The following is a 25,356-nucleotide window of genomic DNA, read 5'->3' on the forward strand; positions in this document are numbered from 1 at the left end:
AATCATGTCCGCTGAAAAACAGAAGTACGGTGTCCACTCCGAAGCCGGCAAACTGCGCAAAGTGATGGTTTGCTCGCCGGGCCTCGCGCACAAGCGCCTGACGCCGAGCAACTGTGACGAGCTGCTGTTCGACGACGTGATCTGGGTCGACCAGGCCAAGCGTGACCATTTCGACTTTGTCACCAAGATGCGCGAGCGTGGCGTGGATGTGCTGGAGATGCACAACCTGCTGACCGACATCGTCCAGCAACCCGAAGCACTGAAGTGGATCCTCGATCGCAAGATCACCTCCGACACTGTCGGCGTCGGCCTGACCAACGAAGTGAGAAGCTGGCTCGAAGGCCTCGAGCCACGCCATCTGGCCGAGTTCCTGATCGGCGGCGTGGCAGGCCAGGACTTGCCGGAAAGCGAAGGCGCCAGCGTGGTCAAGATGTACAACGACTACCTGGGCCACTCCAGCTTCATCCTGCCACCGTTGCCCAACACCCAGTTCACCCGCGACACCACCTGCTGGATCTATGGCGGCGTCACGCTCAACCCGATGTACTGGCCGGCGCGCCGCCAGGAAACCCTGTTGACCACCGCCATCTACAAGTTCCACAAGGAGTTCACCGGCGCCGACTTCCAGGTGTGGTACGGCGACCCGGACAAGGACCACGGCAACGCTACCCTCGAAGGCGGTGACGTGATGCCGATCGGCAAAGGCATCGTGCTGATCGGCATGGGCGAGCGCACCTCGCGCCAGGCCATCGGCCAGTTGGCGCAAAACCTGTTCGCCAAGGGCGCGGTGGAAAAAGTCATCGTCGCCGGCCTGCCGAAATCCCGTGCTGCCATGCACCTGGACACCGTGTTCAGCTTCTGCGACCGCGACCTGGTCACGGTCTTCCCGGAAGTGGTGAAAGAGATCGTGCCGTTCATCATCCGCCCGGACGAAAGCAAGCCTTACGGCATGGACGTGCGCCGCGAGAACAAGTCGTTCATCGAGGTGGTGGGCGAGCAGCTTGGGGTCAAGCTGCGCGTGGTCGAAACCGGTGGCAACAGCTTTGCCGCCGAGCGCGAACAGTGGGATGACGGCAACAACGTGGTGGCCATGGAACCGGGCGTGGTCATTGGCTACGACCGCAACACCTACACCAATACCCTGCTACGCAAGGCCGGGATCGAGGTCATCACCATCAGTGCCGGCGAACTGGGCCGGGGCCGGGGCGGCGGCCACTGCATGACCTGCCCGATCGTGCGCGACCCGATCGACTACTAACGACCATTACCCCCGGCCGCCCTCATAAAGCGGCGGCCGGTGCGTTCACCAAACTCAAGGAGAAAAGTCATGGCGTTCAATATTCACAACCGCAACCTGCTCAGCCTGGAACACCACACCACCCGTGAGCTGCGCTACCTGCTGGACCTTTCCCGCGACCTCAAGCGCGCCAAGTACACCGGTACCGAGCAGCAGCACCTGAAAGGCAACAACATCGCGCTGATCTTCGAAAAAACCTCTACCCGTACCCGCTGCGCCTTCGAAGTGGCCGCCTATGACCAGGGGGCCAATGTCACCTACATCGACCCGACCTCCTCGCAGATCGGCCACAAGGAAAGCATGAAGGACACTGCCCGCGTGCTCGGGCGCATGTACGACGCCATCGAGTACCGGGGCTTCAAGCAGGAAATCGTCGAAGAGCTGGCCAAGTTCGCCGGCGTTCCGGTGTTCAACGGCCTGACCGACGAATACCACCCAACCCAGATGATTGCCGACGTGCTGACCATGCGCGAGCACAGCGACAAGCCGCTGCACGACATCAGCTACGCCTACCTGGGCGACGCCCGCAACAACATGGGCAACTCGCTGCTGCTGATCGGCGCCAAGCTTGGCATGGACGTACGCATCGCCGCGCCCAAGGCGCTGTGGCCGCATGACGACCTGGTCGAACGTTGCCACAAGTACGCCGAGGAAAGCGGCGCACGCATCACTCTCACCGAAGACCCGGTTGCCGCGGTCAAGGGTGTGGACTTCGTGCACACCGACGTGTGGGTATCGATGGGTGAGCCGATCGAAGCCTGGGGTGAGCGCATCAAGCTGCTCAAGCCGTATCAGGTGAATGCACAGCTGATGAAGTCCACCGGCAACCCGCGGACCAAGTTCATGCACTGCCTGCCGGCGTTCCACAACTCCGAAACCAAGGTAGGCAAGCAGATCGCCGAACAGTACCCGGACCTGGCCAACGGTATCGAAGTGACCGACGACGTCTTCGAGTCGCCGGCCTGCATCGCCTTCGAGCAGGCGGAAAACCGCATGCACACGATCAAGGCGATCCTGGTGTCGACACTGGCTGACCTCTGACAACCACCTCGATCCTGTGGGAGCTGGCTTGCCGGCGATACAGGCAACTCGGTGCATGGCACCGGCTTCGCCGGTGATCGCCGGCAAGCCAGCTCCCACAATGGATCGAGGCGCTCACCCTATATCCGCAAAGGACATTCCCCATGCGTATCGTTGTTGCATTGGGCGGCAACGCCCTGCTGCGTCGCGGCGAGCCCATGACCGCTGACAACCAGCGCGCCAATATTCGCACCGCCACCGAACAGATCGCCAAGATCCACCCAGGCAACGAACTGGTCATTGCCCACGGCAACGGCCCGCAAGTTGGCCTGCTGTCGCTGCAGGGCCTGTCCTACAAGCCCGACGAGGCCTACCCGCTGGACGTGCTTGGGGCCGAGACCGAGGGCATGATCGGCTACATGATCGAACAGGAACTGGGCAACTTGCTGGCCTTCGAAGTGCCGTTCGCCACCCTGCTGACCCAGGTCGAAGTGGACGCCAACGACCCCGCCTTCAAGGACCCGACCAAGTTCATCGGCCCGGTCTATGGCAAGGAAGAGGCCGAGCGCCTGGCCAAGGAAAAGGGTTGGGTGGTCAAGGCCGACGGCGACAAGTACCGCCGAGTGGTGGCCAGCCCGAAACCCAAACGCATCTTCGAGATCCGCCCGATCAAGTGGCTGCTGGAAAAGAGCAGCATCGTGATTTGCGCCGGCGGCGGCGGCATCCCCACCATGTACGATGAGAACCGCAAGCTCAAGGGCATCGAGGCGGTGATCGACAAGGACCTGTGCTCGGCCCTGCTGGCAGAGCAGCTGGACGCCGACCTACTGATCATTGCCACCGACGTCGATGCGGCCTATGTTGACTGGGGCAAGCCCACACAAAAGGCCATTGCCCAGGCCCACCCCGACGAACTCGAACGCCTTGGCTTCGCCGCCGGCTCCATGGGGCCGAAGGTGCAGGCCGCCTGCGACTTTGCCCGCAACACCGGCAAAGTGGCAGTGATCAGTTCGCTGGAGAACATCGAAGACATCGTCAAAGGCACCGCCGGCACGCGCGTTTCCACCGCGAAGCCGGGGATCAGCTACCGTTGAATGCAGTAGGCGGGCGCCAGCGTCCGCCATTTTCGACCTTCCAAAGGAGCTTGCCATGGCCCAGTACCAACCCGGTCATGTACACATCGAGCGCACCGCGCTGAACCAGAATGACCACAGCTATGACCTGAACATCGAATACGAGGCAGTGTCGGACCCCAAGGAAGGTAGAGGCATCCAGTTCAAGATGCATGGCAGCATCGAAGGCAAGCCAGTGGAAGAAAAGTTCTTCCTGGCCAAGGACCAGGTATTGCCCAGCTTCCTCATGCAGTTGAGCCGAAGGGCGCAGTCGTACCTGAAGCCACCGAAGAAGTTCGAGAGCCTGAGCTCGCCGCACAAGCTTTATGACCATATGTTCGCGGACATTCGCGAAAAGCTGGATGTGAAATCGGGCGATCCGATCAAGCCTGAACATCTGGAGTGATTTCAGGATCCGGGGGCTGCTTTGCAGCCCATCGCGACACAAGGCCGCTCCTACAGGGTGTGGCGCTGTACCTGTAGGAGCGGCCTTGTGTCGCGATGGGCCGCAAAGCGGCCCCGACAATGTTGAGGCATACTACCGCCCTCCCCCAGCCACAACCGCACCCTCCCCATGCGCATCCACGTCAGCTTCATCGACCGCGTCGGCATCACCCAGGAAGTCCTCGCCCTGCTCGGTGCCCGCAACCTCAATCTGGACGCCGTGGAGATGGTCCCGCCGAACGTCTACATCGACGCCCCTACCCTCAGCCCCGCCGTGCTCGAAGAACTGCACGACGCGCTGTTCGAGGTACATGGCGTGCAATCGGTGGACGTGGTCGACATCCTCCCTGGCCAACGCCGGCACCTGCAGCTCGATGCCCTGCTGGCTGCGATGAGCGACCCGGTGCTGGCCGTGGACAGTGCCGGCAAGGTGCTGCTGGCCAACCCGGCGCTGATCGAACTGTGCGGCCGCGAATCGGCCGGGCGCTCGGTGGGTGAGCTGTTCGGCGACCCGGCGCTGCTGCAGGCCCTGCTGGACAACAACTTCCACCTGCCCATGCGCGAGATGCAGCTCAACGGCCAGAGCCTGTTGCTGGACGCCATGCCGATCACCAACGCCGGTGGCCTGCTGACGCTGTACCCGCCTACGCGCATGGGCGAACGCCTGTCGGCCCTGCACCACGACCATGCCGAAGGCTTCGATGCCTTGCTCGGCGAGTCACCGGCCATCCGCACCCTCAAGGCCCGCGCCCTGCGCGTGGCGGCGCTCGATGCACCGCTGCTGGTGCATGGCGAAACCGGCACCGGCAAAGAACTGGTAGCCCGCGCCTGCCACGCCATCAGCAGCCGCCACGCGGCACCATTCCTGGCGCTGAACTGTGCTGCGCTGCCCGAGAGCCTGGCCGAAAGCGAACTGTTCGGCTACGCCCCCGGGGCCTTCACCGGCGCACAACGGGGCGGCAAGCCCGGGCTGATGGAGCTGGCCAACCAGGGCACGGTATTCCTCGATGAAATCGGCGAGATGTCGCCATACCTGCAGGCCAAGCTGCTGCGCTTTCTCAGCGATGGCAGCTTCCGCCGGGTGGGTGGTGACCGCGAAGTGAAGGTGGATGTACGCATCATCAGCGCCACCCACCGCGACCTGGAGCGCATGGTCGCCGAAGGCAGCTTCCGCGAAGACCTGTTCTACCGCCTGAACGTGCTCAATCTGCAAGTGCCACCGCTGCGCGACCGTGGCCAGGACATCCTGATGCTGGCGCATTTCTTCATGCAGCAGGCCTGCACGCAGATCCAGCGTCCACCCTGCAGGCTGACCCCGGCCACCCATTCGGCGCTACTGGCCAACCCTTGGCCGGGCAATGTGCGCCAGCTGCAGAACGTGATATTCCGCGCCGCAGCCATCTGCGAGGGCAACCTGGTGGATATTGGTGACCTGGACATCGCCGGCACCTCGGTGGCCCGTGGTCAGGACGGCGAAGTGGCCAGCCTGGAACAGGCCGTGAGTGATTTCGAGCGCGAACTGCTGCAACGCCTGTACGCCAGCTACCCATCCACGCGGCAACTGGCCGGGCGCTTGCAAACTTCACATACCGCCATTGCGCAGCGCCTGCGCAAATATGGAATACCGAGCAAAGCCTGATACCTGTCAGATAGCGTCAACGGGGCTGCTACGCAGCCCATCGCAGGCAAGCCAGCCCTTTTGGGCTGCGCTGTCGCGCAGAGAACAAATATCGCTCGATTGAAGCGTCCTTTGTAGGAGCAGCCTTGTGCTGCGAAGAGGCCGGTACAAGCAATAGACAGGCTTTGTCAGTACCGGCCTCTTCGCAGCACAAGGCTGCTCCTACAGTACCTCGCTGAACCAATGAGTCATGTGTTGTGCCATGTGAGAGCTGGCTTGCCTGCGATGGGCCGCAAAGCGGCCCCTGATAGTTATTGTAATAACCCGGTTGTTATTCAGGCTTTTCCTACGCCAGTGAAAGATACTCTCCCACGTATGCCTCGTAGAATGGTGACAGTGTATTCCCACCTGTCACCCCACTTGTCCGCCCCATAGCGGGAAGTGGTCCGCTACTGGATATAACGAGAGCACCTGATGTTTGAAATCGATTTTTACGGGACGCTTGTAGCCGCCTCTTTGGTACTGTTATTGGGGCGCGGCCTGGTCGCGCGTATTGGTTTCCTGCGCACTTACAATATTCCGGAACCTGTCGCTGGCGGCCTGGTAGTGGCCTTGGCGTTCCTGGCGTTGCGCAGTTTCGATATCCACGTGCAATTCGATACTTCACTGCAAACTCCTCTGATGCTGGCATTCTTCGCCACCATCGGTTTGAGTGCGGACTTCGCCAGCCTGAAAAAAGGTGGCCGCGTGGTTACCGTGTTCCTGCTGGTGGTGACCGGCTTGTTGCTGGTCCAGAACGCCATGGGTATCGGCCTGGCAACGGCGCTGGGCCTCGACCCGCTGATGGGCCTGCTGGCCGGCTCTATTACCTTGTCCGGCGGTCACGGTACAGGCGCCGCGTGGGGGGCCACTTTCACCGAAAAGTTCGGTCTGGCGTCGGCCTCCGAACTGGCAATGGCATCAGCTACCTTCGGCCTGGTACTGGGTGGCCTGATTGGTGGCCCGGTCGCCCGGTTGCTGATCAGACGGGTAACGACACCTGGTATCGAAGAACCAGCACCACAACTGCCCAAGGGTTTCGAACAACCAGACAAAGAACGCTTGATCACGCCGTTTTCATTTATCGAAACATTGGCGCTGATCGCTGTCAGTTTGCTCGCAGGCTCGTTACTTAACGGTATGCTGAAAGGCACTGCGTTTGAACTGCCTACGTTCGTTTGCGTGTTGTTTGTGGGCGTGGTGTTGCGAAACGGCCTTTCGGCGCTCGGCTTTTATCAAGTCTTCGAACGGGAAGTCTCGGTATTGGGCAATGTGAGTTTGTCGTTATTCCTGGCCATTGCCTTGATGTCGCTCAAGTTGTGGGACCTTTCAGCGCTGGCATTACCATTCTTTGCATTGCTCGCCGCACAGACATTGGTCATGGCACTGTTCGCGATATTCGTCACGTTCCGGGTCATGGGCCGCAACTATGATGCAGCGGTACTGGCTGCCGGGCACTGTGGTTTCGGCCTGGGTGCAACGCCAACGGCAATCGCCAACATGCAAGCGGTGACCCAGCGCTACGGAGCCTCGCGCATTGCCTTCCTGGTGGTGCCGATGGTGGGGGCGTTCTTCATCGACATCATCAATGTCATCGTGATCAAGCTGTATCTGGCGTTGCCGTTCTTTTGAGCCAGACGCTGAACGCTCAGCCGGTATGTTGCTGCGCCAGGTCCTGCCCAGAATCCGTAGACAGGGCCTGGTGCAGCATTTCCTCCAGGATCGAGAAAAAGCACTTTATGTGAGGCTGCTTCAATGCCTGTGGCCGGGTCACCATGTAGACCTCCAAATCTGGAAGGGGAAGGTCGACGAACAACTCGATCAAATCCTTGGCCAGAATCCGGGGCAGTACCGCCACCCCCATGCCTCGTCTCACCGATTCGAGCTGTGCGCTGAACGAGGTCACGCGGATCGGCGCACGTTCCAGCCCCCCCGCCTTTGCCGCACGTACTTGCGGCAACACGTCCAGCGGCGGAAGCAGGCCGATATTGACCGCCGTCGCAGGGGTAACCCCCGGAAAACGGTGCAGGTAACCAGCAGCGGCGAACACACCATAGCCAAGCCGGCCTATCGGCCGATAAATCAGTGAGGGCTCACCCAGGTGGGCCGTGCGCACGGCAATGTCCGCCACACCCCGGACGATCTTGTGGAAGTCGGCGGTCACGGTCAACTCCACCGAGCACCCCGGGTGTAGTCCGGTGAAGCGATTGGCCGCCTCCAGTACGCAAGTCGAGAAGCCTTCCCCTGCGCTCACCTGCACAGTGCCAGAGAGTTCGCAAGGCAGCTCGGCTGCGCCAGCAGGCGTCTGGCGCCGTAGCCCAGCTTCTGCTGCCTGGGCCACTTCGACCAGCGATTGACCGCGCGAGGTCAGCCTGCATCCCTCTACGCCCCGCTCGACGAGCGGCTCGCCCAATGCAGCCTCAAGCTGGGTCAGGCGACGCGAAACGGTCGATGGTGCAATACCCAGCAACTCGCCAGCGCGAAGAAAGCTGCCACGCCGCGATACGGCCAATAGCAGCCGAAGATCGTCCCAGTTTTCCTGCAATGCCATATGTGCTGGCCTCTCCCTGGTCTGCAAATTCGCAAACCCACTATGCAGTAGGCGCTGTTTTTCGACAGCAAGCGCGGGAGTATACCTTGGGCCCCTCTGAACAAATGGAATGGATTGCATGATGACTAGCCCCAAGGACTATGCCCAACGCGCCGCCAATGCCTTTAACCAGCGTGATGTGCAAGGGCTGCTGGCACTGGTCGACGAAGACTTCGTGTACCTGGACGGCATGACGACCCAAACCGGGCACGAAGCCATGCGCGCGCGGGAGATGGCGCTGTTCAGCGCACTCCCTGATGCCCAGGTGGCCCTGACCCCATTCATGGTCTCGGACGATCGGCTGGCAATGACCGCCGTCCTGACCGGCACCTTCACTGCCCCGCTGCTGCTGCCAGCAGGCGTGATCGTTCCGGCCCATGGGCGTCGGATTTGCGTGCATTATGCGGCGCACTTCACCTTCAGAAATGGCCTGGCCATCCGTGAAGTGGTGTTTTTCGACAGTGCCATGTTGAAGCCATCTGCCGAACAGAGCGAGGGTTGAGCCATGCGCAATGTGTTCGTTACCGGAGCAACCGGCTTGCTGGGCAACAACCTGGTCCGTGAACTGGTCGCTCATGGCTACACGGTCAAAGGGCTGGTGCGGTCAAGAGCAAAGGGGGAACAACAGTTCGCTGATCTGCCCGAAGTAGAGCTGGTCGAAGGCGACATGGCCGATGTCGACGCTTTCGCGGCGTCGCTGCGCGGCTGCGATACGGTGTTCCATACTGCAGCGTTCTTTCGTGACAACTACAAAGGCGGTAGCCACTGGCAAGCACTCGAGCAGATCAACGTGACCGGTACCCGCCACCTGTTGGAGCAAGCCTACCTGGCCGGCATCCGGCGGTTTATCCATACCTCGTCCATTGCAGTGCTCGACGGGGCACCAGGCACGTCGATCGATGAGACATGCCTGCGGGCCGAAGCAGATGCAGATGACTACTACCGCAGCAAGCTCCTCGCCGACCGCGTCGTGACTGAGTTTCTCGATGCCTGCCCCGACATGCACGCCTGCATGGTGCTCCCCGGCTGGATGTGGGGCCCTGGCGACATCGGCCCTACGTCAGCCGGGCAACTGGTCAACGATGTCGTGCGCGGCAAATTGCCTGGCTTGATCCCGGGTAGTTTCTCGGTGGTCGACGCCCGCGATGTAGCGTTGGCGCAGATTGCCGCAGCCACACAAGGACGAAGCGGCGAACGCTACCTGGCGGCCGGGCGACATATGACCATGGCTGAACTGGTACCAATAGTAGGCCGTCTGGCCGGCGTACGAACGCCCGCGCGGCATTTACCGTTGCCGTTGTTATTCTGCCTGGCCGCAGTACAGGAAATGTATTCACGGCTCACCGGCCAGCCCATCCTGCTGAGCTTGGCCACGCTGCGCCTGCTGGTACGCGAAAAGGATCGTACGCGTTTCAACCACAGCAAAAGCGAGCACGCGCTTGGCCTGAGCTTTCGGGCGCTGGAGCTGACAATCGCCGATACGGTGGCGTGGTATCGTGACCACGGCTGGTTTGAACAACATAGCGCGCCCACCAGGACCAGGACCAGGACCAGGACCAGGACCAGGACCAGGACCAGGACCAGGAAGTAGTTACACCATGACCGCAAAAATACTCGCACAATGTCGAAACGGTCAGCGGTGCCAGGCTGGCACCCCGCAGGCAATACCGTATCGATTTAAATACACCGTATTCAAATCGATACACACACATTCAGATACGGCAGTGCAAGGGTTTGATCCCCAAACCCTTTTCCATCCCCCTCCCGCTGTAGCGTTTTCATTCCACAAGAATGACAAACTGAATACGTAAAACAATTAACATATTGATTTAAAAGGTTTTTTAACGATTGGCCGCATTTTTGCTAAGGGAATCCCAACCCCAAGAGCGCGGAGCCACCGCGCCTAACGCCCTGCTTCCCGAGGATTCCCCATGAGCGAGTTGCGTTTCACTGAAGATCACGAATGGCTGCGCGTCGAAGCCGATGGCAGCGTTACCGTGGGCATCACCGCCTACGCCCAGAACGCCCTTGGCGATGTGGTCTACGTGCAACTGCCAGAGCTGCAGCAGTACGACAAAGGCGCCGAAGCCTCCACCGTGGAATCGGTGAAAGCCGCCAGCGGCGTGTACATGCCCCTGGCCGGTGAAGTGGTCGCCGTCAACGAAGCCCTCAACGACAGCCCCGAGCTGGTCAACGAAGACCCGCTGGGAGACGGCTGGTTCTTCCGCTTCAACCCGGCCGACATGAGCGAAGTCACCGCCCTGCTCGACCAAGACGCCTACGACCGCCTGATCAAAGCCAACGACGACGCCTGAGGAACCCCGCCATGACCATCAACCTCGGCACCGCCAACGAATTCATCGCCCGCCACATCGGCCCGCGCGCCGCTGACGAGCAGGCCATGCTGGCCGCCCTCGGCTTCGACTCGCTGGAAGCCATGACCGCAGCGGTCATCCCTGACAGCATCAAGGGCACCAGCGTGCTCGGCTCGCACGACGGGCAGAGCGAAGCCGACGCGCTTGCCGCGCTCAAGGCCATCGCCGGCAAGAACCAGCTGTTCAAGAGCTACATCGGCCAGGGCTACTACAACACCCACACCCCGGCGCCGATCCTGCGCAACCTGCTGGAAAACCCGGCCTGGTACACCGCCTATACCCCGTACCAGCCAGAAATTTCCCAGGGCCGCCTGGAAGCGCTGCTGAACTTCCAGACCCTGATCAGCGACCTGACCGGCCTGCCGATCGCCAACGCCTCCCTGCTCGACGAAGCCACAGCTGCGGCCGAGGCCATGACCTTCTGCAAGCGCCTGTCGAAGAACAAGGCCAGCCACGCCTTCTTCGCCTCCGTGCACTGCCACCCGCAAACCCTCGACGTGCTGCGCACCCGTGCCGAGCCGCTGGGTATCGAGATCGTGGTCGGCGACGAACGCGAGCTGGGCGATGTCAGCGCCTTCTTCGGCGCCCTGCTGCAGTACCCGGCCAGCAACGGTGAAGTGTTCGACTACCGCGAAGTGGTCGAGCGCTTCCACGCCGCCAACGCCCTGGTCGCCGTGGCCGCCGACCTGCTGGCCCTGACCCTGCTGACCCCGCCGGGCGAGTTCGGTGCCGACGTGGCCATCGGCAGCGCCCAGCGCTTCGGTGTGCCGCTGGGCTTTGGTGGCCCGCACGCGGCCTACTTCTCCACCCGTGACGCATTCAAGCGCGACATGCCAGGCCGCCTGGTCGGCGTGTCGATCGACCGCTTCGGCAAGACCGCCCTGCGCCTGGCCATGCAGACCCGCGAACAGCACATCCGCCGCGAAAAGGCCACCAGCAACATCTGCACCGCCCAGGTGCTGCTGGCCAACATCGCCAGCATGTTCGCCGTGTACCACGGCCCGGCCGGCCTCAAGCGCATCGCCGAACGTACCCATGCCCTGACCGCGATCCTGGCCGCCGGCCTGAAGACGCTGGGCGTGCAGGTAGTGGGCGCCAGCGCCTTCGACACCCTGACCCTGGCCACCGGCAGCGCCACTGCCAGCCTGCATGACAAGGCCCGCGCCCAGGGCATCAACCTGCGCCAGATCGACGCCGCCCACGTGGGCCTGTCGCTGGACGAAACCACTAGCCAGGCCGATGTCGAGACCCTGTGGCAACTGATCGGTGGCGACCAGGCCCAGCCGGACTTCAACGCGCTGGCCGCCAGCACCGGCTCGCTGCTGCCTGCCGCCCTGCTGCGCCAGTCGGCCATCCTCTCGCACCCGGTATTCAACCGCTACCACAGCGAAACCGAGCTGATGCGCTACCTGCGCCGCCTTGCCGACAAGGACCTGGCGCTGGATCGCAGCATGATCCCGCTGGGCTCGTGCACCATGAAGCTGAACGCCGCCAGCGAAATGATCCCGGTCACCTGGGCCGAGTTCGGCAACCTGCACCCGTTCGCCCCCGCCGAGCAGAGCCAGGGCTACCTGCAGATGACCACCGAGCTGGAAGCCATGCTCTGCGCCGCCACCGGCTACGACGCCGTGTCGCTGCAGCCCAACGCCGGTTCCCAAGGTGAGTATGCAGGCCTGCTGGCCATTCGCGCCTACCACCGCAGCCGTGGCGAAGGCCACCGCGACATCTGCCTGATCCCGTCGTCGGCCCATGGCACCAACCCGGCAACCGCGCACATGGCCGGCATGCGCGTGGTGGTCACCGCCTGTGATGCCCGCGGCAACGTCGATGTCGAGGACCTGCGCGCCAAGGCCATCGAGCACCGCGAGCGCCTGGCCGCGATCATGATCACCTACCCGTCGACCCACGGCGTGTTCGAGGAAGCGATCGGCGAAATCTGCGCGATCATCCACGACAACGGTGGCCAGGTGTACATCGACGGCGCCAACATGAACGCCATGGTCGGCCTGTGCGCCCCAGGCAAGTTCGGCGGCGACGTTTCCCACCTGAACCTGCACAAGACCTTCTGCATCCCGCACGGCGGTGGCGGCCCGGGCGTCGGCCCGATCGGCGTCAAGTCGCACCTGGCGCCGTTCCTGCCCGGCCACGCGCAGCTGGAAAACACCGAGGGCGCGGTTTGTGCCGCGCCGTTCGGCAGCGCCAGCATCCTGCCGATCACCTGGATGTATATCCGCATGATGGGCGGTGCCGGCCTCAAGCGTGCCTCGCAGATGGCAATCCTCAACGCCAACTACATCGCCCGTCGCCTGGAAGAGCACTATCCTGTTCTCTATACCGGCGGCAACGGCCTGGTGGCGCACGAGTGCATCCTCGACCTGCGCCCGCTGAAGGACACCAGCGGTATCAGCGTCGACGACGTGGCCAAGCGCCTGATCGACTTTGGCTTCCACGCCCCGACCATGTCCTTCCCGGTGGCGGGCACGCTGATGATCGAACCGACCGAAAGCGAGTCCAAGGAAGAACTGGACCGCTTCTGCGACGCGATGATCCAGATCCGAGAAGAAATTCGCGCGGTCGAGAACGGTAGCCTGGACAAGGACGACAACCCGCTGAAGAACGCCCCGCACACTGCGGCCGAACTGGTTGGCGAATGGGCCCATGGCTACAGCCGCGAGCAGGCGGTGTACCCGCTGCCAAGCCTGGTGGAAGGCAAGTACTGGCCGCCGGTCGGCCGGGTCGACAACGTATTCGGCGACCGCAACCTGGTGTGCGCCTGCCCGTCGATCGAGAGCTATCAGGACGCCTGACCCGGCGCTCTGGCCTCATCGCCGGCAAGCCAGCTCCCACAGGGGCCTCACCGCACCCAAGGCTGGAGCAATACCTGTGAGAGCTGGCTTGCCAGCCCTAAAGGGCTCACCTGTTTTCCAAGGCTGGTGCAGTACCTGTGGGAGCTGGCTTGCCGGCGATCGAGTGCGCAGCACTCGCCTTACCTTTCGGAGGGAATGAGCAATGTCTTTGAGCGTCTTCGACCTGTTCAAGATCGGCATCGGCCCCTCCAGCTCGCACACGGTCGGCCCGATGCGCGCCGCCGCGCGTTTCGCCGAAGGGCTGCGTCGTGATGGCCTGCTCGCCCGCACGGTTAGCGTCAAGGCCGAGCTGTACGGCTCGCTCGGCGCCACCGGCAAGGGCCACGGCAGCGACAAGGCCGTGCTGCTGGGCCTTGAAGGCGAACACCCCGATGTCATCGACACCGACACCATCCCTGCCCGCCTGCAGGCCATCCGCGACAGCGGTCGGCTGAACCTGCTCGGCGAGCACAGCATCGCGTTCATCGAAAAGCAGCACCTGGCGATGATCCGCAAGCCGCTGGACTACCACCCCAACGGCATGATCTTCCGCGCCTTCGACGAGGCCGGCTTGCAAATCCGCAGCCGCGAGTACTACTCGGTGGGCGGCGGTTTCGTGGTCGACCAGGACGCTGCCGGCCACGACCGCATCGTCGAGGACAGCACACCGCTGACCTACCCGTTCAAGACCGCCAAGGAGCTGCTCGGCCATTGCACCGGGCAAAACCTGTCGATCAGCCAGGTAATGCTGGCCAACGAGGCGGCTTGGCGCCCCGAGGCGGAAACCCGTGCCGGGCTGCTGCGCATCTGGCAGGTGATGCAGGACTGCGTCGAAGCCGGTTGCCAGCATGAAGGCATCCTGCCGGGCGGGCTCAAGGTCAAGCGCCGGGCGCCGGCGTTGTACCGCCAACTGAGCCGCAATCCCGAGGCCAGCCTGCGCGATGCCCTGTCGGTGCTCGACTGGGTCAACCTCTATGCCCTGGCAGTGAACGAGGAAAACGCCTACGGCGGGCGTGTGGTCACTGCGCCGACCAACGGCGCGGCGGGCATTGTCCCGGCGGTGCTGCATTACTACATGCGCTTCGTACCGGGAGCCAACGAGGACGGGGTGGTGCGGTTTCTGCTCACCGCCGCGGCCATCGGCATCCTGTACAAGGAAAACGCCTCCATTTCCGGTGCCGAAGTAGGCTGCCAGGGCGAGGTTGGCGTGGCCTGTTCGATGGCCGCCGGCGCGCTGTGCGAGGTGATGGGCGGCACCGTGCAACAGGTGGAAAACGCTGCCGAAATCGGCATGGAACACAACCTGGGCCTGACCTGCGACCCGATTGGCGGGCTGGTCCAGGTGCCTTGCATCGAGCGCAACGCCATGGGCTCGGTGAAGGCGATCAACGCGGTGCGCATGGCCTTGCGCGGCGACGGGCAGCACTACGTGTCGCTCGACAAGGTCATCCGCACCATGCGCCAGACCGGCGCCGACATGAAAAGCAAATACAAAGAGACCGCCCGTGGCGGCCTGGCCGTCAACATCATCGAATGTTGACCCGACAACAACAGCAAGGAGTCACCGATGTCCGAAACACTGCTCAAGACCCCACTGCACGCCCTGCACCTGGAACTGGGTGCGCGCATGGTGCCGTTCGCCGGCTATGACATGCCGGTGCAGTACCCGTTGGGCGTGCTCAAGGAACACCTGCACACACGCGAGCAGGCCGGCCTGTTCGATGTCTCGCACATGGGCCAGATCACCCTGCGCGGCAGCGATGCCGCCAAGGCACTGGAAAGCCTGGTGCCGGTGGATATCATCGACCTGCCGGTGGGCATGCAGCGCTATGCCATGTTCACCAATGAGCAAGGCGGCATCCTCGACGACCTGATGGTCGCCAACCTGGGCGACGACACGCTGTTCCTGGTGGTCAACGCCGCCTGCAAGGACCAGGACCTGGCCCACCTGCAAGCGCACATCGGCAGCCGTTGCGAGGTGCAGCCGCTGTTCGAGCAGCGCGCCCTGCTGGCCTTGCAAGGCCCGGCGGCAGTCAAGGTGCTGGAACGCCTGGCCCCGGAAGTGGCCGGCATGACCTTCATGCAGTTCCGCCCGGTGAAACTGCTGGGTGAAGACTGCTTCGTCAGCCGCTCAGGCTACACCGGCGAAGACGGCTACGAAATTTCGGTACCGGTGCATGCCGCCGAAGCCCTGGCCCGCCGCCTGCTGGCAGAGCCCGAAGTACAACCGATCGGCCTGGGTGCGCGTGACTCGCTGCGCCTGGAAGCCGGCCTGTGCCTGTATGGCCACGACATGAACACCGAGACCACGCCGGTGGAAGCCAGCCTGCTGTGGGCCATTTCCAAGGTTCGCCGTGCCGATGGCGCGCGTGCCGCCGGCTTCCCGGGTGCCGAGGCCATATTCGCCCATCAGCGCGAGGGCGTGTCGAGCAAACGTGTGGGCCTGTTGCCGCAGGAACGTACGCCAGTACGCGAAGGCGCGGATATTGTCGATGCAAACGATAAACCTGTAGGCAAAGTTTGCAGCGGCGGCTTTGGCCCGACACTCGGTGCACCTGTAGCAATGGGTTATATCGATAGTGAACATACCGCTATCGACACCCCACTGTTTGCCGTGGTGCGTGGCAAGAAGGTTGCCTTGAAAGTCAGCAAAATGCCTTTCGTGGCACAACGTTACTACCGGGGCTGAAGCCGCTTTGTGAAGGTTGCGGACAGGTTCGACATATTCGTTTTCGAACCTGTCCAATAACTTTTGAACATGGCGCCAGGCCAGGCGCCATGCCGTTTCCGACAAATCGGTCGGTTATCGGCAAACGGCCGATTTTCCATACGACCAAGGGCTTGTTTTTCGCTCGGGAGTTGGCGTAGAGTCACTGCACTGTGTTTGCATGGGTCGCAACAGTTCGTGACCTGGGCCAGTAGCCGCAATCTGCTACAACCCGTTCGACGTCTCTTACTTTCCTGCAACCCAGCCCAGTAATCTTTTGCTTCCTTTATTGCAAAAGAAACTGTCATCAAAATTCAAGCTTCATAGGAAATAAGACAATGGCTGAGCGTCAGAACGGTACCGTCAAGTGGTTCAATGACGAAAAAGGTTACGGCTTCATCACCCCAGAAAGCGGTCCGGATCTGTTCGTGCACTTCCGCGCTATCGAAGGTAACGGCTTCAAGAGCCTGAAAGAAGGCCAGAAGGTCACCTTCGAAGCAGTCCAGGGCCAGAAAGGCATGCAGGCTGACAAAGTTCAGGTCGCCGGCTAAGCCGAACCCGACTTCGAGAAAAGCCCCTGCCAAGTGCAGGGGCTTTTTTTTGCCCGTAGAATAGCGGCTTCGTCTTCTGGAGCCGTTTTGCATGTCCAAGCCTCTGCTCACACCCCAGGGTGATTTTCCTCCGGTCGGCCTGGGCCGACGCCTGGCGGCGATGTTCTACGACTTCCTGCTGTGCACGGCGCTGCTGATCGTGACCGCAGGTGCCTACAAGATGATCCAGATGGCGATCATCGGCGAAGCCCGCATGCGTGAATTGACCGAGGCTGGCGCACTGGACGGCGACCCGCTGCTGTCGACGGTGCTGCTGTTCGTCCTGTTCGGTTTCTTTGCCAAGTTCTGGACCCATGGCGGGCAGACCCTGGGCATGCAGGTGTGGGGCGTGCGGGTGCAGAACGCCGATGGCACGGCCATCAGCCTGTGGCAGGCGCTGCTGCGCTTCGTGGTGTCGATTGCTTCGTGGCTGTGCCTGGGGCTGGGTTTTTTCTGGGCGTTGATCGACAAGCGCCAGCGGGGCTGGCATGACATCTATTCGGAAAGCCAGCTGGTGCGGGTGCCTAAGCAGAAGAGATAAGTACAAGCTTCAGGGCAACCAATGTACCTGTAGGAGCAGCCTTGTGCTGCGAAGAGGCCATCACTGGCAACGAGAGTGTTTTGCCAGACCGGCCCTTTCGCAGCACAAGGCTGCTCCTACAAGTTCGCCGCAAGCCTACAGCTATTGGTCAAGCAGCAAAAAGCCGACCCTGAGGTCGGCTTTTTTGTACAGCTCAGGCCATCAACCTGCCCGGCGCAACAACCACACGCCGGCCAGCGCACAGATGCCTGCCGGGATCACCACCGCCAGCAGCGGCGGGAAGCCGAACACCTGGCTCGAAGGCCCCAGCAGGTCCTGGGCGATGCGGAACACAAAGCCCACCAGTACACCGGTGAACACGCGCTGGCCAAGGGTTACCGAACGCAGCGGGCCGAAGATGAAGGAAATGGCCATCAGCACCAGCGCCGCGGTCACCATCGGCTGCAATACCTTGGTCCAGAACGCCAGCCAGTAACGGGCATTGTTCAGGCCCTGGTCGGACAGGTAGTGGATGTAGTCCCACAGCCCGGTGATGGACAGCGACTCCGGCGCGAGGATCACAGTATTGAGCAGTTGCGGCGTGAGCGAAACGTCCCAGCGCTCCTGTGGCGCGGTCACCACTTCGGTGTGGTCGCCACGGAAGAAGGTGGTGCGCACGTCGCTGAGCATCCAGTGGTCGTCCTGGTACTGTGCACGGCGGGCGAAGCTCGAGGTGACGATCTTGCGCTCGCTGTCGAAGCGGTAACGGGTCACACCCAGCAGCAGGCCGTTAGGCTGCACGGCGTTGATGTGCACGTACTCCTCGCCCTGGCGGTGCCACATGCCGCGCTTGGAGCTTTGCGCCTCACCACCGCCCTGGGCCAGGGAACGGTCGGCCTGGGCCTTGTTCTCGGTCACCGGCGCCACGTACTCGCCGATCAGCAGGCCCACCAGCATCAGTACCAGCATCGGCTTCATCACCGCCCAGACGATGCGCCCGATGGAAACCCCGGCAGCACGCATGATGGTCAGTTCGCTGCTGCTGGCCAGGCTGCCCAGGCCGATCAGGCAGCCGATCAAGGCGGCCATCGGCAGCATTTCGTACAGCCGCCGCGGTGCGGTCAGCAGGACGAAGTTGCCCGCCTCCATCACCGTGTAGGTGTCACTCAGGTCGCTCATCTCGTCGATGAAGGCAAACAGCGAAGCCAGGCCGAGGATGATCCCCAGCACGGCGAGGATGGCCAGCAGCACGCTCTGGCCGATGTAGCGGTCGAGCTTACCCATGGGCCACCTCCGCACGACGGGCGGCGCGCTTGAGGCGCAGCGGCTCCCAGTACATCAGGCCCAGGCCGATCAGCAGGAACAGGCCGTGGACCCACCACATGCCCAGGGCGATCGGCAGTTTGCCCTTCTCGAGGGCGCCGCGTACGGAAATCAGCATTGTCAGGTAGGCCATGTACAGAAGAATTGCCGGCAGCAGCTTGAGGAAGCGGCCCTGGCGCGGGTTGACCCGGGACAGCGGCACCGCCAGCATGGTGACGATGAACACCAGGATCGGCAGCGACAGCCGCCATTGCAGCTCGGCGCGCTCACGCAGGCCCTTCTTGCCGATCAGCTCGGAAGTGGGGATGGCTTCGCGATCGGTCACTTCCTCGGCGACTTCCGGCTTGGGCAGCAGCACGCCGTAGGTGTCGTACTTGATTGCACGGTAATCGGCCTGGCCCGGGTTGCCGTCGTAACGGTAGCCGTTTTCCAGCACCAGGTAGCGGTTGCCGTCGGCCTGGATTTCCTGGTGGCCTTTTTCGGCAACCAGCACCGACGGGGCGCGGTCCTTGGTCTTGTCCTGGTTGAAGCGCTTCTCGGAAATGAACACCCCGGCCAGGTTGATGCGGTCGTCCGACAGCTCTTCGGTGTAAGTCACCCGCGAGCCGTCGCGCAGGGTCTGGAAGCGGCCCGGCACCAGGGTGTCGAACTCGGTCAGGGCATCCTGCTGGGCGATGATCTGCTGCACCTGGGCCACGCCCAGCGGTGCCAGGCTCAGGCTAAGCCAGGCCACCAGCAGGGCGACCAGGGCGGCCGGCGCCATGGTCAGGCCCAGCAGGCGCTGCTGGCTCATGCCGGTGGCCGACAGCACGGTCATCTCGCTTTCCAGGTACAGGCGCCCGTACGCCAGGAGAATGCCGAGGAACAGCCCCAGAGGCAGGATCAGCTGCAGGAAGCCCGGCAGACGGAAGCCCATGATCAGGAACAGCACGCTCGGGTCGAGCACACCCTGGGCAGCCTGGGCCAGGTACTTGATGAAGCGCCCGCTCATGATGATCACCAGCAGCACGGCGCTGACGGCGCTCAAGGTCACCAGGACCTCGCGGGACAGATAACGAAAGACGATCAAACCAGACACTCCTGGGTTGTCAGGGCGGACTGCCAATCAATGGCGCCAGACAATGACTTAGTACAGCCAAGACCAATGCCGGTTCGCCAAAGGCGAACCTCCATGTAAAGTGCGCGCATTATCCTGTGATTGACCGCCCCTGTCACTTCGCCGCGCATGAAGGCGCATAACGGGGTTGTCAGCACGCTTCCCGCAGGCTCAAACTGGCAGCTTTTCCGCTGGCGCGCGACGACGCGGCCAGGCCCGTCCAGAGCGCTGGAATACACAGCGCCGACTGTATCGATCATTCGGGGATCCTGACATGGAACTGGTTGTAAAAAGCGTAGCTGCTGCATCCGTAAAAACCGCCACCCTGGTCCTCCCGGTAGGTGAAAACCGCAAGCTCGGCGCCGTGGCCAAGGCCGTCGACCAGGCCAGCGAAGGCGCCATCAGTGCCGTGCTCAAGCGTGGCGACCTGGCCGGCAAGCCGGGCCAGACCCTGCTCCTGCAGAACCTCGCGGGCCTGAAGGCCGAGCGCGTGCTGCTGGTGGGCAGCGGCAAGGACGAAGCCCTGGGCGACCGCGCCTGGCGCAAACTGGTCGCCAGCGTCGCCGGCGTGCTCAAGGGCCTGAACGGCGCTGACGCAGTGCTGGCCCTGGACGACATCGCGGTCAGCAACCGTGATGCCCACTACGGCAAGTACCGCCTGCTGGCCGAAACCCTGCTCGACGGCGAATACGTGTTCGATCGCTTCAAGAGCCAGAAGGCCGAGCCGCGCGCACTGAAGAAGGTCACCCTGCTGGCCGACAAGGCCGGCCAGGCCGAGGTCGAACGTGCCGTCAAGCATGCCAGTGCCATCGCCACCGGCATGGCCTTCACGCGCGACCTGGGCAACCTGCCGCCCAACCTGTGCCACCCAAGCTTCCTGGCCGAACAGGCCAAGGACCTGGCCAAGGCGCACAAGGCGCTGAAGGTCGAAGTGCTGGACGAGAAGAAGATCAAGGACCTGGGCATGGGCGCGTTCTACGCCGTCGGCCAGGGCAGCGACCAGCCGCCACGCCTGATCGTGCTCAACTACCAGGGCGGCAAGAAGGCGGACAAGCCGTTCGTGCTGGTGGGCAAGGGCATTACCTTCGACACCGGCGGCATCAGCCTGAAGCCTGGTGCCGGCATGGACGAAATGAAGTACGACATGTGCGGTGCCGCCAGCGTGCTCGGCACCCTGCGTGCGGTGCTCGAGCTGCAGCTGCCGGTCAACCTGGTGTGCCTGCTGGCCTGCGCCGAGAACATGCCGAGCGGCGGCGCCACCCGTCCGGGTGACATCGTCACCACCATGAGCGGGCAGACCGTGGAAATCCTCAACACCGACGCCGAAGGCCGCCTGGTGCTGTGCGACACCCTGACCTACGCCGAGCGCTTCAAACCGCAGGCAGTCATCGACATCGCTACCCTGACCGGTGCCTGCATCGTCGCCCTGGGCAGCCACACCACTGGCCTGATGGGCAACAACGACGACCTGGTCGGCCAGTTGCTCGACGCCGGCAAGCGCGCCGACGACCGTGCCTGGCAGCTGCCGCTGTTCGATGAGTACCAGGAGCAGCTGGACAGCCCGTTCGCCGACATGGGCAACATCGGCGGGCCGAAGGCCGGCACCATCACCGCCGGCTGCTTCCTGTCGCGCTTTGCCAAGGCCTACGACTGGGCGCACATGGACATCGCCGGCACCGCCTGGGTCAGCGGCGGCAAGGACAAGGGCGCCACTGGCCGCCCTGTACCCCTGCTGACCCAGTACCTGCTGGACCGCGCCGGCGCCTGACGCCATTGAGCCGGTGGCGCCCCGCGCGCCACCGGCCGGCGATACCACCATGAGCAAAGTCGATTTCTACATCCTGCCCACCGACTCGCTGTCGGCGCGGCTCGATTTCGCCTGCAAGCTGTGCGAAAAGGCCTGGCGCCTTGGCCACCGGGTCTACCTGCATTGCCAGGACGCCGAGCAGCGCAGCGAGCTGGACCAACGCCTGTGGCGCTTCAAGGGCGAGGCCTTCGTGCCCCACGACCTCGCGGAGGTACATGCCGATGCCAGCGTGGCATTGGGCCTGGCCGCCGACAGTGCGGGCGACCACCACGACCTGTTGATCAACCTGGGCACCGGCGTACCGGCCTTCGTCGGCCAGTTCGAGCGAGTGGCCGAAATCGTCGTTGAAGAGCCTGGCATCCGCCAATCGGCCCGTGAACGATTCCGTTTCTACCGTGAACAGGGCTATGCTCTGCAAGACCACCGCTTACAGCGACTTTGACGACGATGGACAAGCCCTCCCCCCTGCCCGATTCCGCCCATCTGCTCGATGACCTCGAGTCGATACGCCAGCTGCTTGGCGACGCCGACCTGCAACCGCCGCTGCTGACCGAGACGGTGGAGCAGATCCCGTTGCTGCTGGAAGAAGCGCCCGGCAACCATGTGCCTGCGGCCGAACCGATAGCTGCCGAACCCGAAGACGACCCGCAGACCCGCCGCCAGGACACACTCCTGCACCTGGAAAGCGAACTGCGTGCGGCGGCGCAGATGATCATGCAGGACGTGATCAACGACTTTACCCCCCACATCGAGAACGAGATCAAGCGCCGGCTGGATGCGCGGATCGAGCGGTTGATCAAGCGTTCCGAGTAAAACCGAAATTCGGCGGTGCCTTCTTCGCGGGTTTACCCGCGAATAGGCCGTCCCTGCCTGCCAGATAGCAGCAGCTTGTCGCCTGCGGCCCCTAGCTTGGTTATACTTCCCGGCTTTCCCGAATAAATGCACAGGGTCCCGCCGCGCATGGATAAGACCTACCAGCCGCACGCCATCGAAACTTCCTGGTACAACACCTGGGAGTCCGAGAACTATTTCGCCCCACAAGGTGCAGGCGAGTCCTACACCATCATGATCCCGCCGCCGAACGTGACCGGCAGCCTGCACATGGGCCACGGGTTCAACAACGCGATCATGGACGCCCTGATCCGTTTCCGCCGCATGCAAGGCCGCGACACCCTGTGGCAGCCAGGCACCGACCACGCCGGTATCGCCACCCAGATGCTGGTCGAGCGCCAGCTTGAGGCCAAGGGCCAGAACCGGCATGACCTGGGCCGCGAAAAGTTCCTGGAAAAGGTCTGGGAATGGAAGGACCAGTCCGGTGGCAACATCAGCCGTCAGATCCGCCGCCTGGGCTCGTCGGTCGATTGGAGCCGCGAGCGGTTCACCATGGACGACGGCCTGTCCGAAGCGGTCAAGGAAGCCTTCGTGCGCCTGCATGAAGACGGCCTGATCTACCGTGGCAAGCGCCTGGTCAACTGGGACACCAAGCTGCACACGGCCATCTCCGACCTCGAAGTGGAAAACCACGACGAGAAGGGCCACCTGTGGAACCTGCGCTACCCACTGGCCGATGGCGCCAAGACCGCCGAAGGCAAGGACTACCTGGTCGTCGCCACCACCCGTCCGGAAACCCTGCTGGGTGACGCGGCCGTGGCGGTCAACCCGAACGACGAGCGCTACCAGGCACTGATCGGCAAGTTCGTCGAACTGCCGCTGGTCGGCCGCCGCATCCCGATCATCGCCGACGACTACTGCGACCCAGAGTTCGGTACCGGCTGCGTGAAGATCACCCCGGCCCACGACTTCAACGACTACGAAGTCGGCAAACGCCACAACCTGCCGCTGCTGAACATCTTCGACAAGAATGCCTTCGTGCTGGCCAGCGCGCAGGCCTTCAACCTCGACGGCAGCGTCAACGAGCAGGTGGACACCCGCCTGCCGGCCCAGTACGCCAACCTCGACCGCTTCGTCGCACGCAAGCAGATCGTCGCCGACCTGGATGCCCAGGGCTTGCTGGTGAGCATCGACGACCACGCGCTGAAAGTGCCGAAGGGCGACCGTTCGGGCACCGTCATCGAGCCGTGGCTGACCGACCAGTGGTACGTTTCCACCAAGCCGCTGGCAGAACCTGCCATCGCCGCAGTGGAAGATGGCCGCATCCAGTTCGTGCCCAAGCAGTACGAGAACATGTACTTCTCCTGGATGCGTGACATCCAGGACTGGTGCATCAGCCGCCAGCTGTGGTGGGGCCACCGCATCCCGGCATGGTACGACGAGGCCGGCCAGGTCTATGTCGGCCGCAACGAGGAAGAAGTGCGCGCCAAGCACAACCTGGGCGCCGACGTGGTCCTGCGCCAGGACGACGACGTACTCGACACCTGGTTCAGTTCGGGCCTGTGGACCTTCTCTACCCTGGGCTGGCCGGAACAGACCGAGTTCCTCAAGAAATTCCACTCCACCGACGTGCTGGTGACCGGCTTCGACATCATCTTCTTCTGGGTTGCGCGCATGATCATGCTGACCATGCACCTGATCAAGAACGAGGATGGCACCCCGCAGGTACCGTTCAAGACCGTGTACGTGCACGGCCTGGTACGTGACGGCCAGGGCCAGAAGATGTCCAAGTCCAAGGGCAACGTGCTGGACCCGCTGGACATCGTCGACGGCATCACCCTCGACGCCCTGCTGGAAAAACGCACCAGCGGCATGATGCAGCCCAAGCTTGCCGAGAAGATCGCCAAGCAGACCAAGGCCGAGTTCCCCGAAGGTATCGCCAGCTACGGCACCGACGCCCTGCGCTTCACCTTCTGCTCGTTGGCCTCCACCGGCCGCGACATCAAGTTCGACATGGGCCGCGTCGAAGGCTACCGCAACTTCTGCAACAAGATCTGGAACGCCGCCCGCTACGTGCTGGACAAGGGCGAGGACTGCGGCCAGAACGGCGAGGCCTACGAGCTGTCGCTGGCCGACCGCTGGATCATCTCGCAGCTGCAGCGTACCGAAGCCGAAGTGACCCGCCAGTTGGAGCAATTCCGCTTCGACCTGGCCAGCCAGGCGCTGTACGAGTTCATCTGGAACCAGTACTGCGACTGGTACCTGGAGCTGTCCAAGCCGGTGCTGTGGGACGAGAACGCCCCGGTCGAGCGCGCCCGTGGCACCCGCCGCACCCTGGTGCGCGTGCTGGAAGTGGCGCTGCGCCTGGCGCACCCGTTCATGCCGTTCATCACCGAAGAAATCTGGCAGCGCATCGCGCCGCTGGCCGGCATCGAAGGCAAGACCATCATGCTGCAGCCATGGCCGGTGGCCAATGAAAGCCGCATCGATGCTGCCGCCGAAGGCGATATCGAGTGGCTCAAGGAGCTGATGGTCGGCCTGCGCAACATCCGCGCCGAAATGAACATCGGCCCGGGCAAGCCGCTGCCGCTGTTCCTGAAGAACGCCAACGCCGACGACCAGCGTCGCCTGCAGGAAAACGAAGCCCTGCTGAAGAAGCTGGCCAAGGTCGAATCGTTTACCGTACTGGGCGATGCCGACGAAGCGCCGCTGTCGGCCACCGCCCTGGTCGGTGACCTGCAAGTGCTGGTGCCAATGGCCGGCCTGATCGACAAGGATGCCGAGCTGGCGCGCCTGAACAAGGAAATCCAGCGCCTGCAGGGTGAAGTGGCACGCGTGGGTGGCAAGCTGTCCAACGCCGCCTTCGTCGACAAGGCACCACCTGCCGTGATCGAGAAGGAACGCGCCAAGCTGGCCGAGTCCGAACAGGCCCTGGCCAACTTCACCGAGCAGCATGCGCGGATTGCAGCGCTTTAATCACTAGAGAAAAGCTGGGGCCGCTTTGCGGCCCTTTCGCGACACAAGGCCGCTCCTACAGGGACGGCGCCGGTCTGAAGGGCGCCGCTATCCTGTAGGAGCGGCCTTGTGTCGCGAAAGGGCTGCAAAGCAGCCCCAGGCTCTATCTGCCACCGCTCGTATAGG

Annotated in this window: 22 protein-coding genes; 18 read left to right on the top strand and 4 right to left on the bottom strand. The window is 63.0% G+C overall.

The features are described 5' to 3' along the window. Positions 1–4: 4 nt before the first annotated feature. The 6 genes from arcA (at position 5) to gltS (ending at position 7,162) form a co-directional block, all read left to right on the top strand. A complete protein-coding gene (gene arcA / locus IMX18_RS19475) occupies positions 5–1,258 on the top strand; it encodes an arginine deiminase (protein ID WP_003257954.1) in 1,254 nt (417 codons plus the stop codon). A 69-nt stretch (positions 1,259–1,327) separates the two neighbouring features. Further along, positions 1,328–2,338 carry an ornithine carbamoyltransferase gene (locus IMX18_RS19480; RefSeq protein ID WP_013971112.1) on the top strand — a complete coding sequence of 337 codons (1,011 nt, stop codon included), beginning with the start codon at positions 1,328–1,330 and terminating at the stop codon, positions 2,336–2,338. A 143-nt stretch (positions 2,339–2,481) separates the two neighbouring features. After that, entirely contained in the window at positions 2,482–3,411 is a 930-nt protein-coding gene (arcC, locus tag IMX18_RS19485; RefSeq protein ID WP_003257953.1) for a carbamate kinase, read from the top strand. Positions 3,412–3,466: 55 nt separating this feature from the next. Continuing rightward, the gene (locus IMX18_RS19490; protein ID WP_013971111.1) at positions 3,467–3,835 is read left to right on the top strand and encodes a DUF5064 family protein; all 369 of its coding nucleotides are present in this window, start codon (positions 3,467–3,469) and stop codon (positions 3,833–3,835) included. Between the two features lie 168 nt (positions 3,836–4,003). Continuing rightward, the gene (locus IMX18_RS19495; protein ID WP_015269086.1) at positions 4,004–5,512 is read left to right on the top strand and encodes a sigma-54-dependent transcriptional regulator; all 1,509 of its coding nucleotides are present in this window, start codon (positions 4,004–4,006) and stop codon (positions 5,510–5,512) included. A gap of 453 nt (positions 5,513–5,965) precedes the next feature. Then, a complete protein-coding gene (gene gltS / locus IMX18_RS19500) occupies positions 5,966–7,162 on the top strand; it encodes a sodium/glutamate symporter (RefSeq protein WP_217190037.1) in 1,197 nt (398 codons plus the stop codon). A 16-nt stretch (positions 7,163–7,178) separates the two neighbouring features. On the opposite strand, the gene IMX18_RS19505 is transcribed toward gltS, so the two are convergent. Beyond that, a complete protein-coding gene (locus tag IMX18_RS19505; RefSeq protein ID WP_023661115.1) occupies positions 7,179–8,081 on the bottom strand; it encodes a LysR family transcriptional regulator in 903 nt (300 codons plus the stop codon). A gap of 118 nt (positions 8,082–8,199) precedes the next feature. On the opposite strand from IMX18_RS19505, the gene IMX18_RS19510 reads away from it, so the two are divergent. The 8 genes from IMX18_RS19510 to IMX18_RS19545 all read left to right on the top strand — a co-directional run bounded on the left by IMX18_RS19510 (position 8,200) and on the right by IMX18_RS19545 (position 17,179). Continuing rightward, on the top strand, positions 8,200–8,622 hold the full coding sequence (locus IMX18_RS19510; RefSeq protein WP_217190036.1) for an ester cyclase: 423 nt from the start codon (positions 8,200–8,202) through the stop codon (positions 8,620–8,622). A 3-nt stretch (positions 8,623–8,625) separates the two neighbouring features. Next, complete coding sequence (locus IMX18_RS19515; protein ID WP_217190035.1) at positions 8,626–9,711, top strand: SDR family oxidoreductase; 1,086 nt, start codon at positions 8,626–8,628, stop codon at positions 9,709–9,711. A gap of 340 nt (positions 9,712–10,051) precedes the next feature. After that, on the top strand, positions 10,052–10,435 hold the full coding sequence (gene gcvH, locus IMX18_RS19520) for a glycine cleavage system protein GcvH (protein WP_015269081.1): 384 nt from the start codon (positions 10,052–10,054) through the stop codon (positions 10,433–10,435). Between the two features lie 11 nt (positions 10,436–10,446). Further along, positions 10,447–13,302 (top strand): aminomethyl-transferring glycine dehydrogenase, encoded by a 2,856-nt coding sequence (gene gcvP, locus IMX18_RS19525; protein ID WP_015269080.1) that lies wholly within the window; start codon positions 10,447–10,449, stop codon positions 13,300–13,302. Between the two features lie 202 nt (positions 13,303–13,504). Beyond that, positions 13,505–14,881, top strand: coding sequence for an L-serine ammonia-lyase (locus tag IMX18_RS19530; RefSeq protein WP_015269079.1), 1,377 nt, complete (start codon positions 13,505–13,507; stop codon positions 14,879–14,881). 27 nt (positions 14,882–14,908) lie between these two features. Continuing rightward, positions 14,909–16,030 carry a glycine cleavage system aminomethyltransferase GcvT gene (gene gcvT, locus IMX18_RS19535; protein WP_061303252.1) on the top strand — a complete coding sequence of 374 codons (1,122 nt, stop codon included), beginning with the start codon at positions 14,909–14,911 and terminating at the stop codon, positions 16,028–16,030. A gap of 356 nt (positions 16,031–16,386) precedes the next feature. Next, a complete protein-coding gene (locus IMX18_RS19540) occupies positions 16,387–16,599 on the top strand; it encodes a cold-shock protein (RefSeq protein WP_003257941.1) in 213 nt (70 codons plus the stop codon). Positions 16,600–16,690: 91 nt separating this feature from the next. Further along, a complete protein-coding gene (locus tag IMX18_RS19545; protein ID WP_015269077.1) occupies positions 16,691–17,179 on the top strand; it encodes an RDD family protein in 489 nt (162 codons plus the stop codon). Positions 17,180–17,380: 201 nt separating this feature from the next. Here the strand turns inward: IMX18_RS19545 and lptG are convergent, their stop codons facing one another. Genes lptG through IMX18_RS19560 form a run of 3 tightly spaced genes read right to left on the bottom strand, consistent with a single transcriptional unit; the run spans position 17,381 to position 19,837 of the window. After that, positions 17,381–18,442 carry an LPS export ABC transporter permease LptG gene (gene lptG, locus IMX18_RS19550; RefSeq protein WP_015269076.1) on the bottom strand — a complete coding sequence of 354 codons (1,062 nt, stop codon included), beginning with the start codon at positions 18,440–18,442 and terminating at the stop codon, positions 17,381–17,383. Then, positions 18,435–19,550, bottom strand: a complete 1,116-nt coding sequence (gene lptF / locus IMX18_RS19555) for an LPS export ABC transporter permease LptF (protein ID WP_015269075.1) — start codon at positions 19,548–19,550, stop codon at positions 18,435–18,437. The genes lptG and lptF overlap by 8 nt, the downstream gene beginning before the upstream one ends. After that, a complete protein-coding gene (locus tag IMX18_RS19560; RefSeq protein ID WP_015269074.1) occupies positions 19,547–19,837 on the bottom strand; it encodes a hypothetical protein in 291 nt (96 codons plus the stop codon). The genes lptF and IMX18_RS19560 overlap by 4 nt, the downstream gene beginning before the upstream one ends. A 14-nt stretch (positions 19,838–19,851) precedes the next feature. Between IMX18_RS19560 and IMX18_RS19565 the strand changes: the two genes are divergently transcribed. The 4 genes from IMX18_RS19565 to IMX18_RS19580 all read left to right on the top strand — a co-directional run bounded on the left by IMX18_RS19565 (position 19,852) and on the right by IMX18_RS19580 (position 25,191). Beyond that, complete coding sequence (locus IMX18_RS19565) at positions 19,852–21,345, top strand: leucyl aminopeptidase (RefSeq protein WP_015269073.1); 1,494 nt, start codon at positions 19,852–19,854, stop codon at positions 21,343–21,345. Positions 21,346–21,394: 49 nt separating this feature from the next. After that, positions 21,395–21,826, top strand: a complete 432-nt coding sequence (locus tag IMX18_RS19570) for a DNA polymerase III subunit chi (RefSeq protein ID WP_015269072.1) — start codon at positions 21,395–21,397, stop codon at positions 21,824–21,826. 5 nt (positions 21,827–21,831) lie between these two features. Then, positions 21,832–22,197 (top strand): hypothetical protein, encoded by a 366-nt coding sequence (locus tag IMX18_RS19575; protein WP_015269071.1) that lies wholly within the window; start codon positions 21,832–21,834, stop codon positions 22,195–22,197. Between the two features lie 147 nt (positions 22,198–22,344). After that, positions 22,345–25,191 (top strand): valine--tRNA ligase, encoded by a 2,847-nt coding sequence (locus tag IMX18_RS19580; protein ID WP_013971095.1) that lies wholly within the window; start codon positions 22,345–22,347, stop codon positions 25,189–25,191. Positions 25,192–25,356: the final 165 nt, after the last annotated feature.

Origin of the sequence: Pseudomonas shirazica (genome assembly GCF_015168335.1) — a bacterium.
Lineage (GTDB): Bacteria > Pseudomonadota > Gammaproteobacteria > Pseudomonadales > Pseudomonadaceae > Aquipseudomonas > Aquipseudomonas asiatica.

Excerpts from the sequence above, each read along its gene's own strand:
- arcA (WP_003257954.1), top strand. The coding sequence starts at position 5 with ATGTCCGCTGAAAAACAGAAGTACGGTGTCCACTCCGAAGCCGGCAAA.
- IMX18_RS19480 (WP_013971112.1), top strand. The coding sequence starts at position 1,328 with ATGGCGTTCAATATTCACAACCGCAACCTGCTCAGCCTGGAACACCAC.
- arcC (WP_003257953.1), top strand. The coding sequence starts at position 2,482 with ATGCGTATCGTTGTTGCATTGGGCGGCAACGCCCTGCTGCGTCGCGGC.
- IMX18_RS19490 (WP_013971111.1), top strand. The coding sequence starts at position 3,467 with ATGGCCCAGTACCAACCCGGTCATGTACACATCGAGCGCACCGCGCTG.
- IMX18_RS19495 (WP_015269086.1), top strand. The coding sequence starts at position 4,004 with ATGCGCATCCACGTCAGCTTCATCGACCGCGTCGGCATCACCCAGGAA.
- gltS (WP_217190037.1), top strand. The coding sequence starts at position 5,966 with ATGTTTGAAATCGATTTTTACGGGACGCTTGTAGCCGCCTCTTTGGTA.
- IMX18_RS19505 (WP_023661115.1), bottom strand. The coding sequence starts at position 8,081 with ATGGCATTGCAGGAAAACTGGGACGATCTTCGGCTGCTATTGGCCGTA.
- IMX18_RS19510 (WP_217190036.1), top strand. The coding sequence starts at position 8,200 with ATGATGACTAGCCCCAAGGACTATGCCCAACGCGCCGCCAATGCCTTT.
- IMX18_RS19515 (WP_217190035.1), top strand. The coding sequence starts at position 8,626 with ATGCGCAATGTGTTCGTTACCGGAGCAACCGGCTTGCTGGGCAACAAC.
- gcvH (WP_015269081.1), top strand. The coding sequence starts at position 10,052 with ATGAGCGAGTTGCGTTTCACTGAAGATCACGAATGGCTGCGCGTCGAA.
- gcvP (WP_015269080.1), top strand. The coding sequence starts at position 10,447 with ATGACCATCAACCTCGGCACCGCCAACGAATTCATCGCCCGCCACATC.
- IMX18_RS19530 (WP_015269079.1), top strand. The coding sequence starts at position 13,505 with ATGTCTTTGAGCGTCTTCGACCTGTTCAAGATCGGCATCGGCCCCTCC.
- gcvT (WP_061303252.1), top strand. The coding sequence starts at position 14,909 with ATGTCCGAAACACTGCTCAAGACCCCACTGCACGCCCTGCACCTGGAA.
- IMX18_RS19540 (WP_003257941.1), top strand. The coding sequence starts at position 16,387 with ATGGCTGAGCGTCAGAACGGTACCGTCAAGTGGTTCAATGACGAAAAA.
- IMX18_RS19545 (WP_015269077.1), top strand. The coding sequence starts at position 16,691 with ATGTCCAAGCCTCTGCTCACACCCCAGGGTGATTTTCCTCCGGTCGGC.
- lptG (WP_015269076.1), bottom strand. The coding sequence starts at position 18,442 with ATGGGTAAGCTCGACCGCTACATCGGCCAGAGCGTGCTGCTGGCCATC.
- IMX18_RS19560 (WP_015269074.1), bottom strand. The coding sequence starts at position 19,837 with ATGATCGATACAGTCGGCGCTGTGTATTCCAGCGCTCTGGACGGGCCT.
- IMX18_RS19565 (WP_015269073.1), top strand. The coding sequence starts at position 19,852 with ATGGAACTGGTTGTAAAAAGCGTAGCTGCTGCATCCGTAAAAACCGCC.
- IMX18_RS19570 (WP_015269072.1), top strand. The coding sequence starts at position 21,395 with ATGAGCAAAGTCGATTTCTACATCCTGCCCACCGACTCGCTGTCGGCG.
- IMX18_RS19575 (WP_015269071.1), top strand. The coding sequence starts at position 21,832 with ATGGACAAGCCCTCCCCCCTGCCCGATTCCGCCCATCTGCTCGATGAC.
- IMX18_RS19580 (WP_013971095.1), top strand. The coding sequence starts at position 22,345 with ATGGATAAGACCTACCAGCCGCACGCCATCGAAACTTCCTGGTACAAC.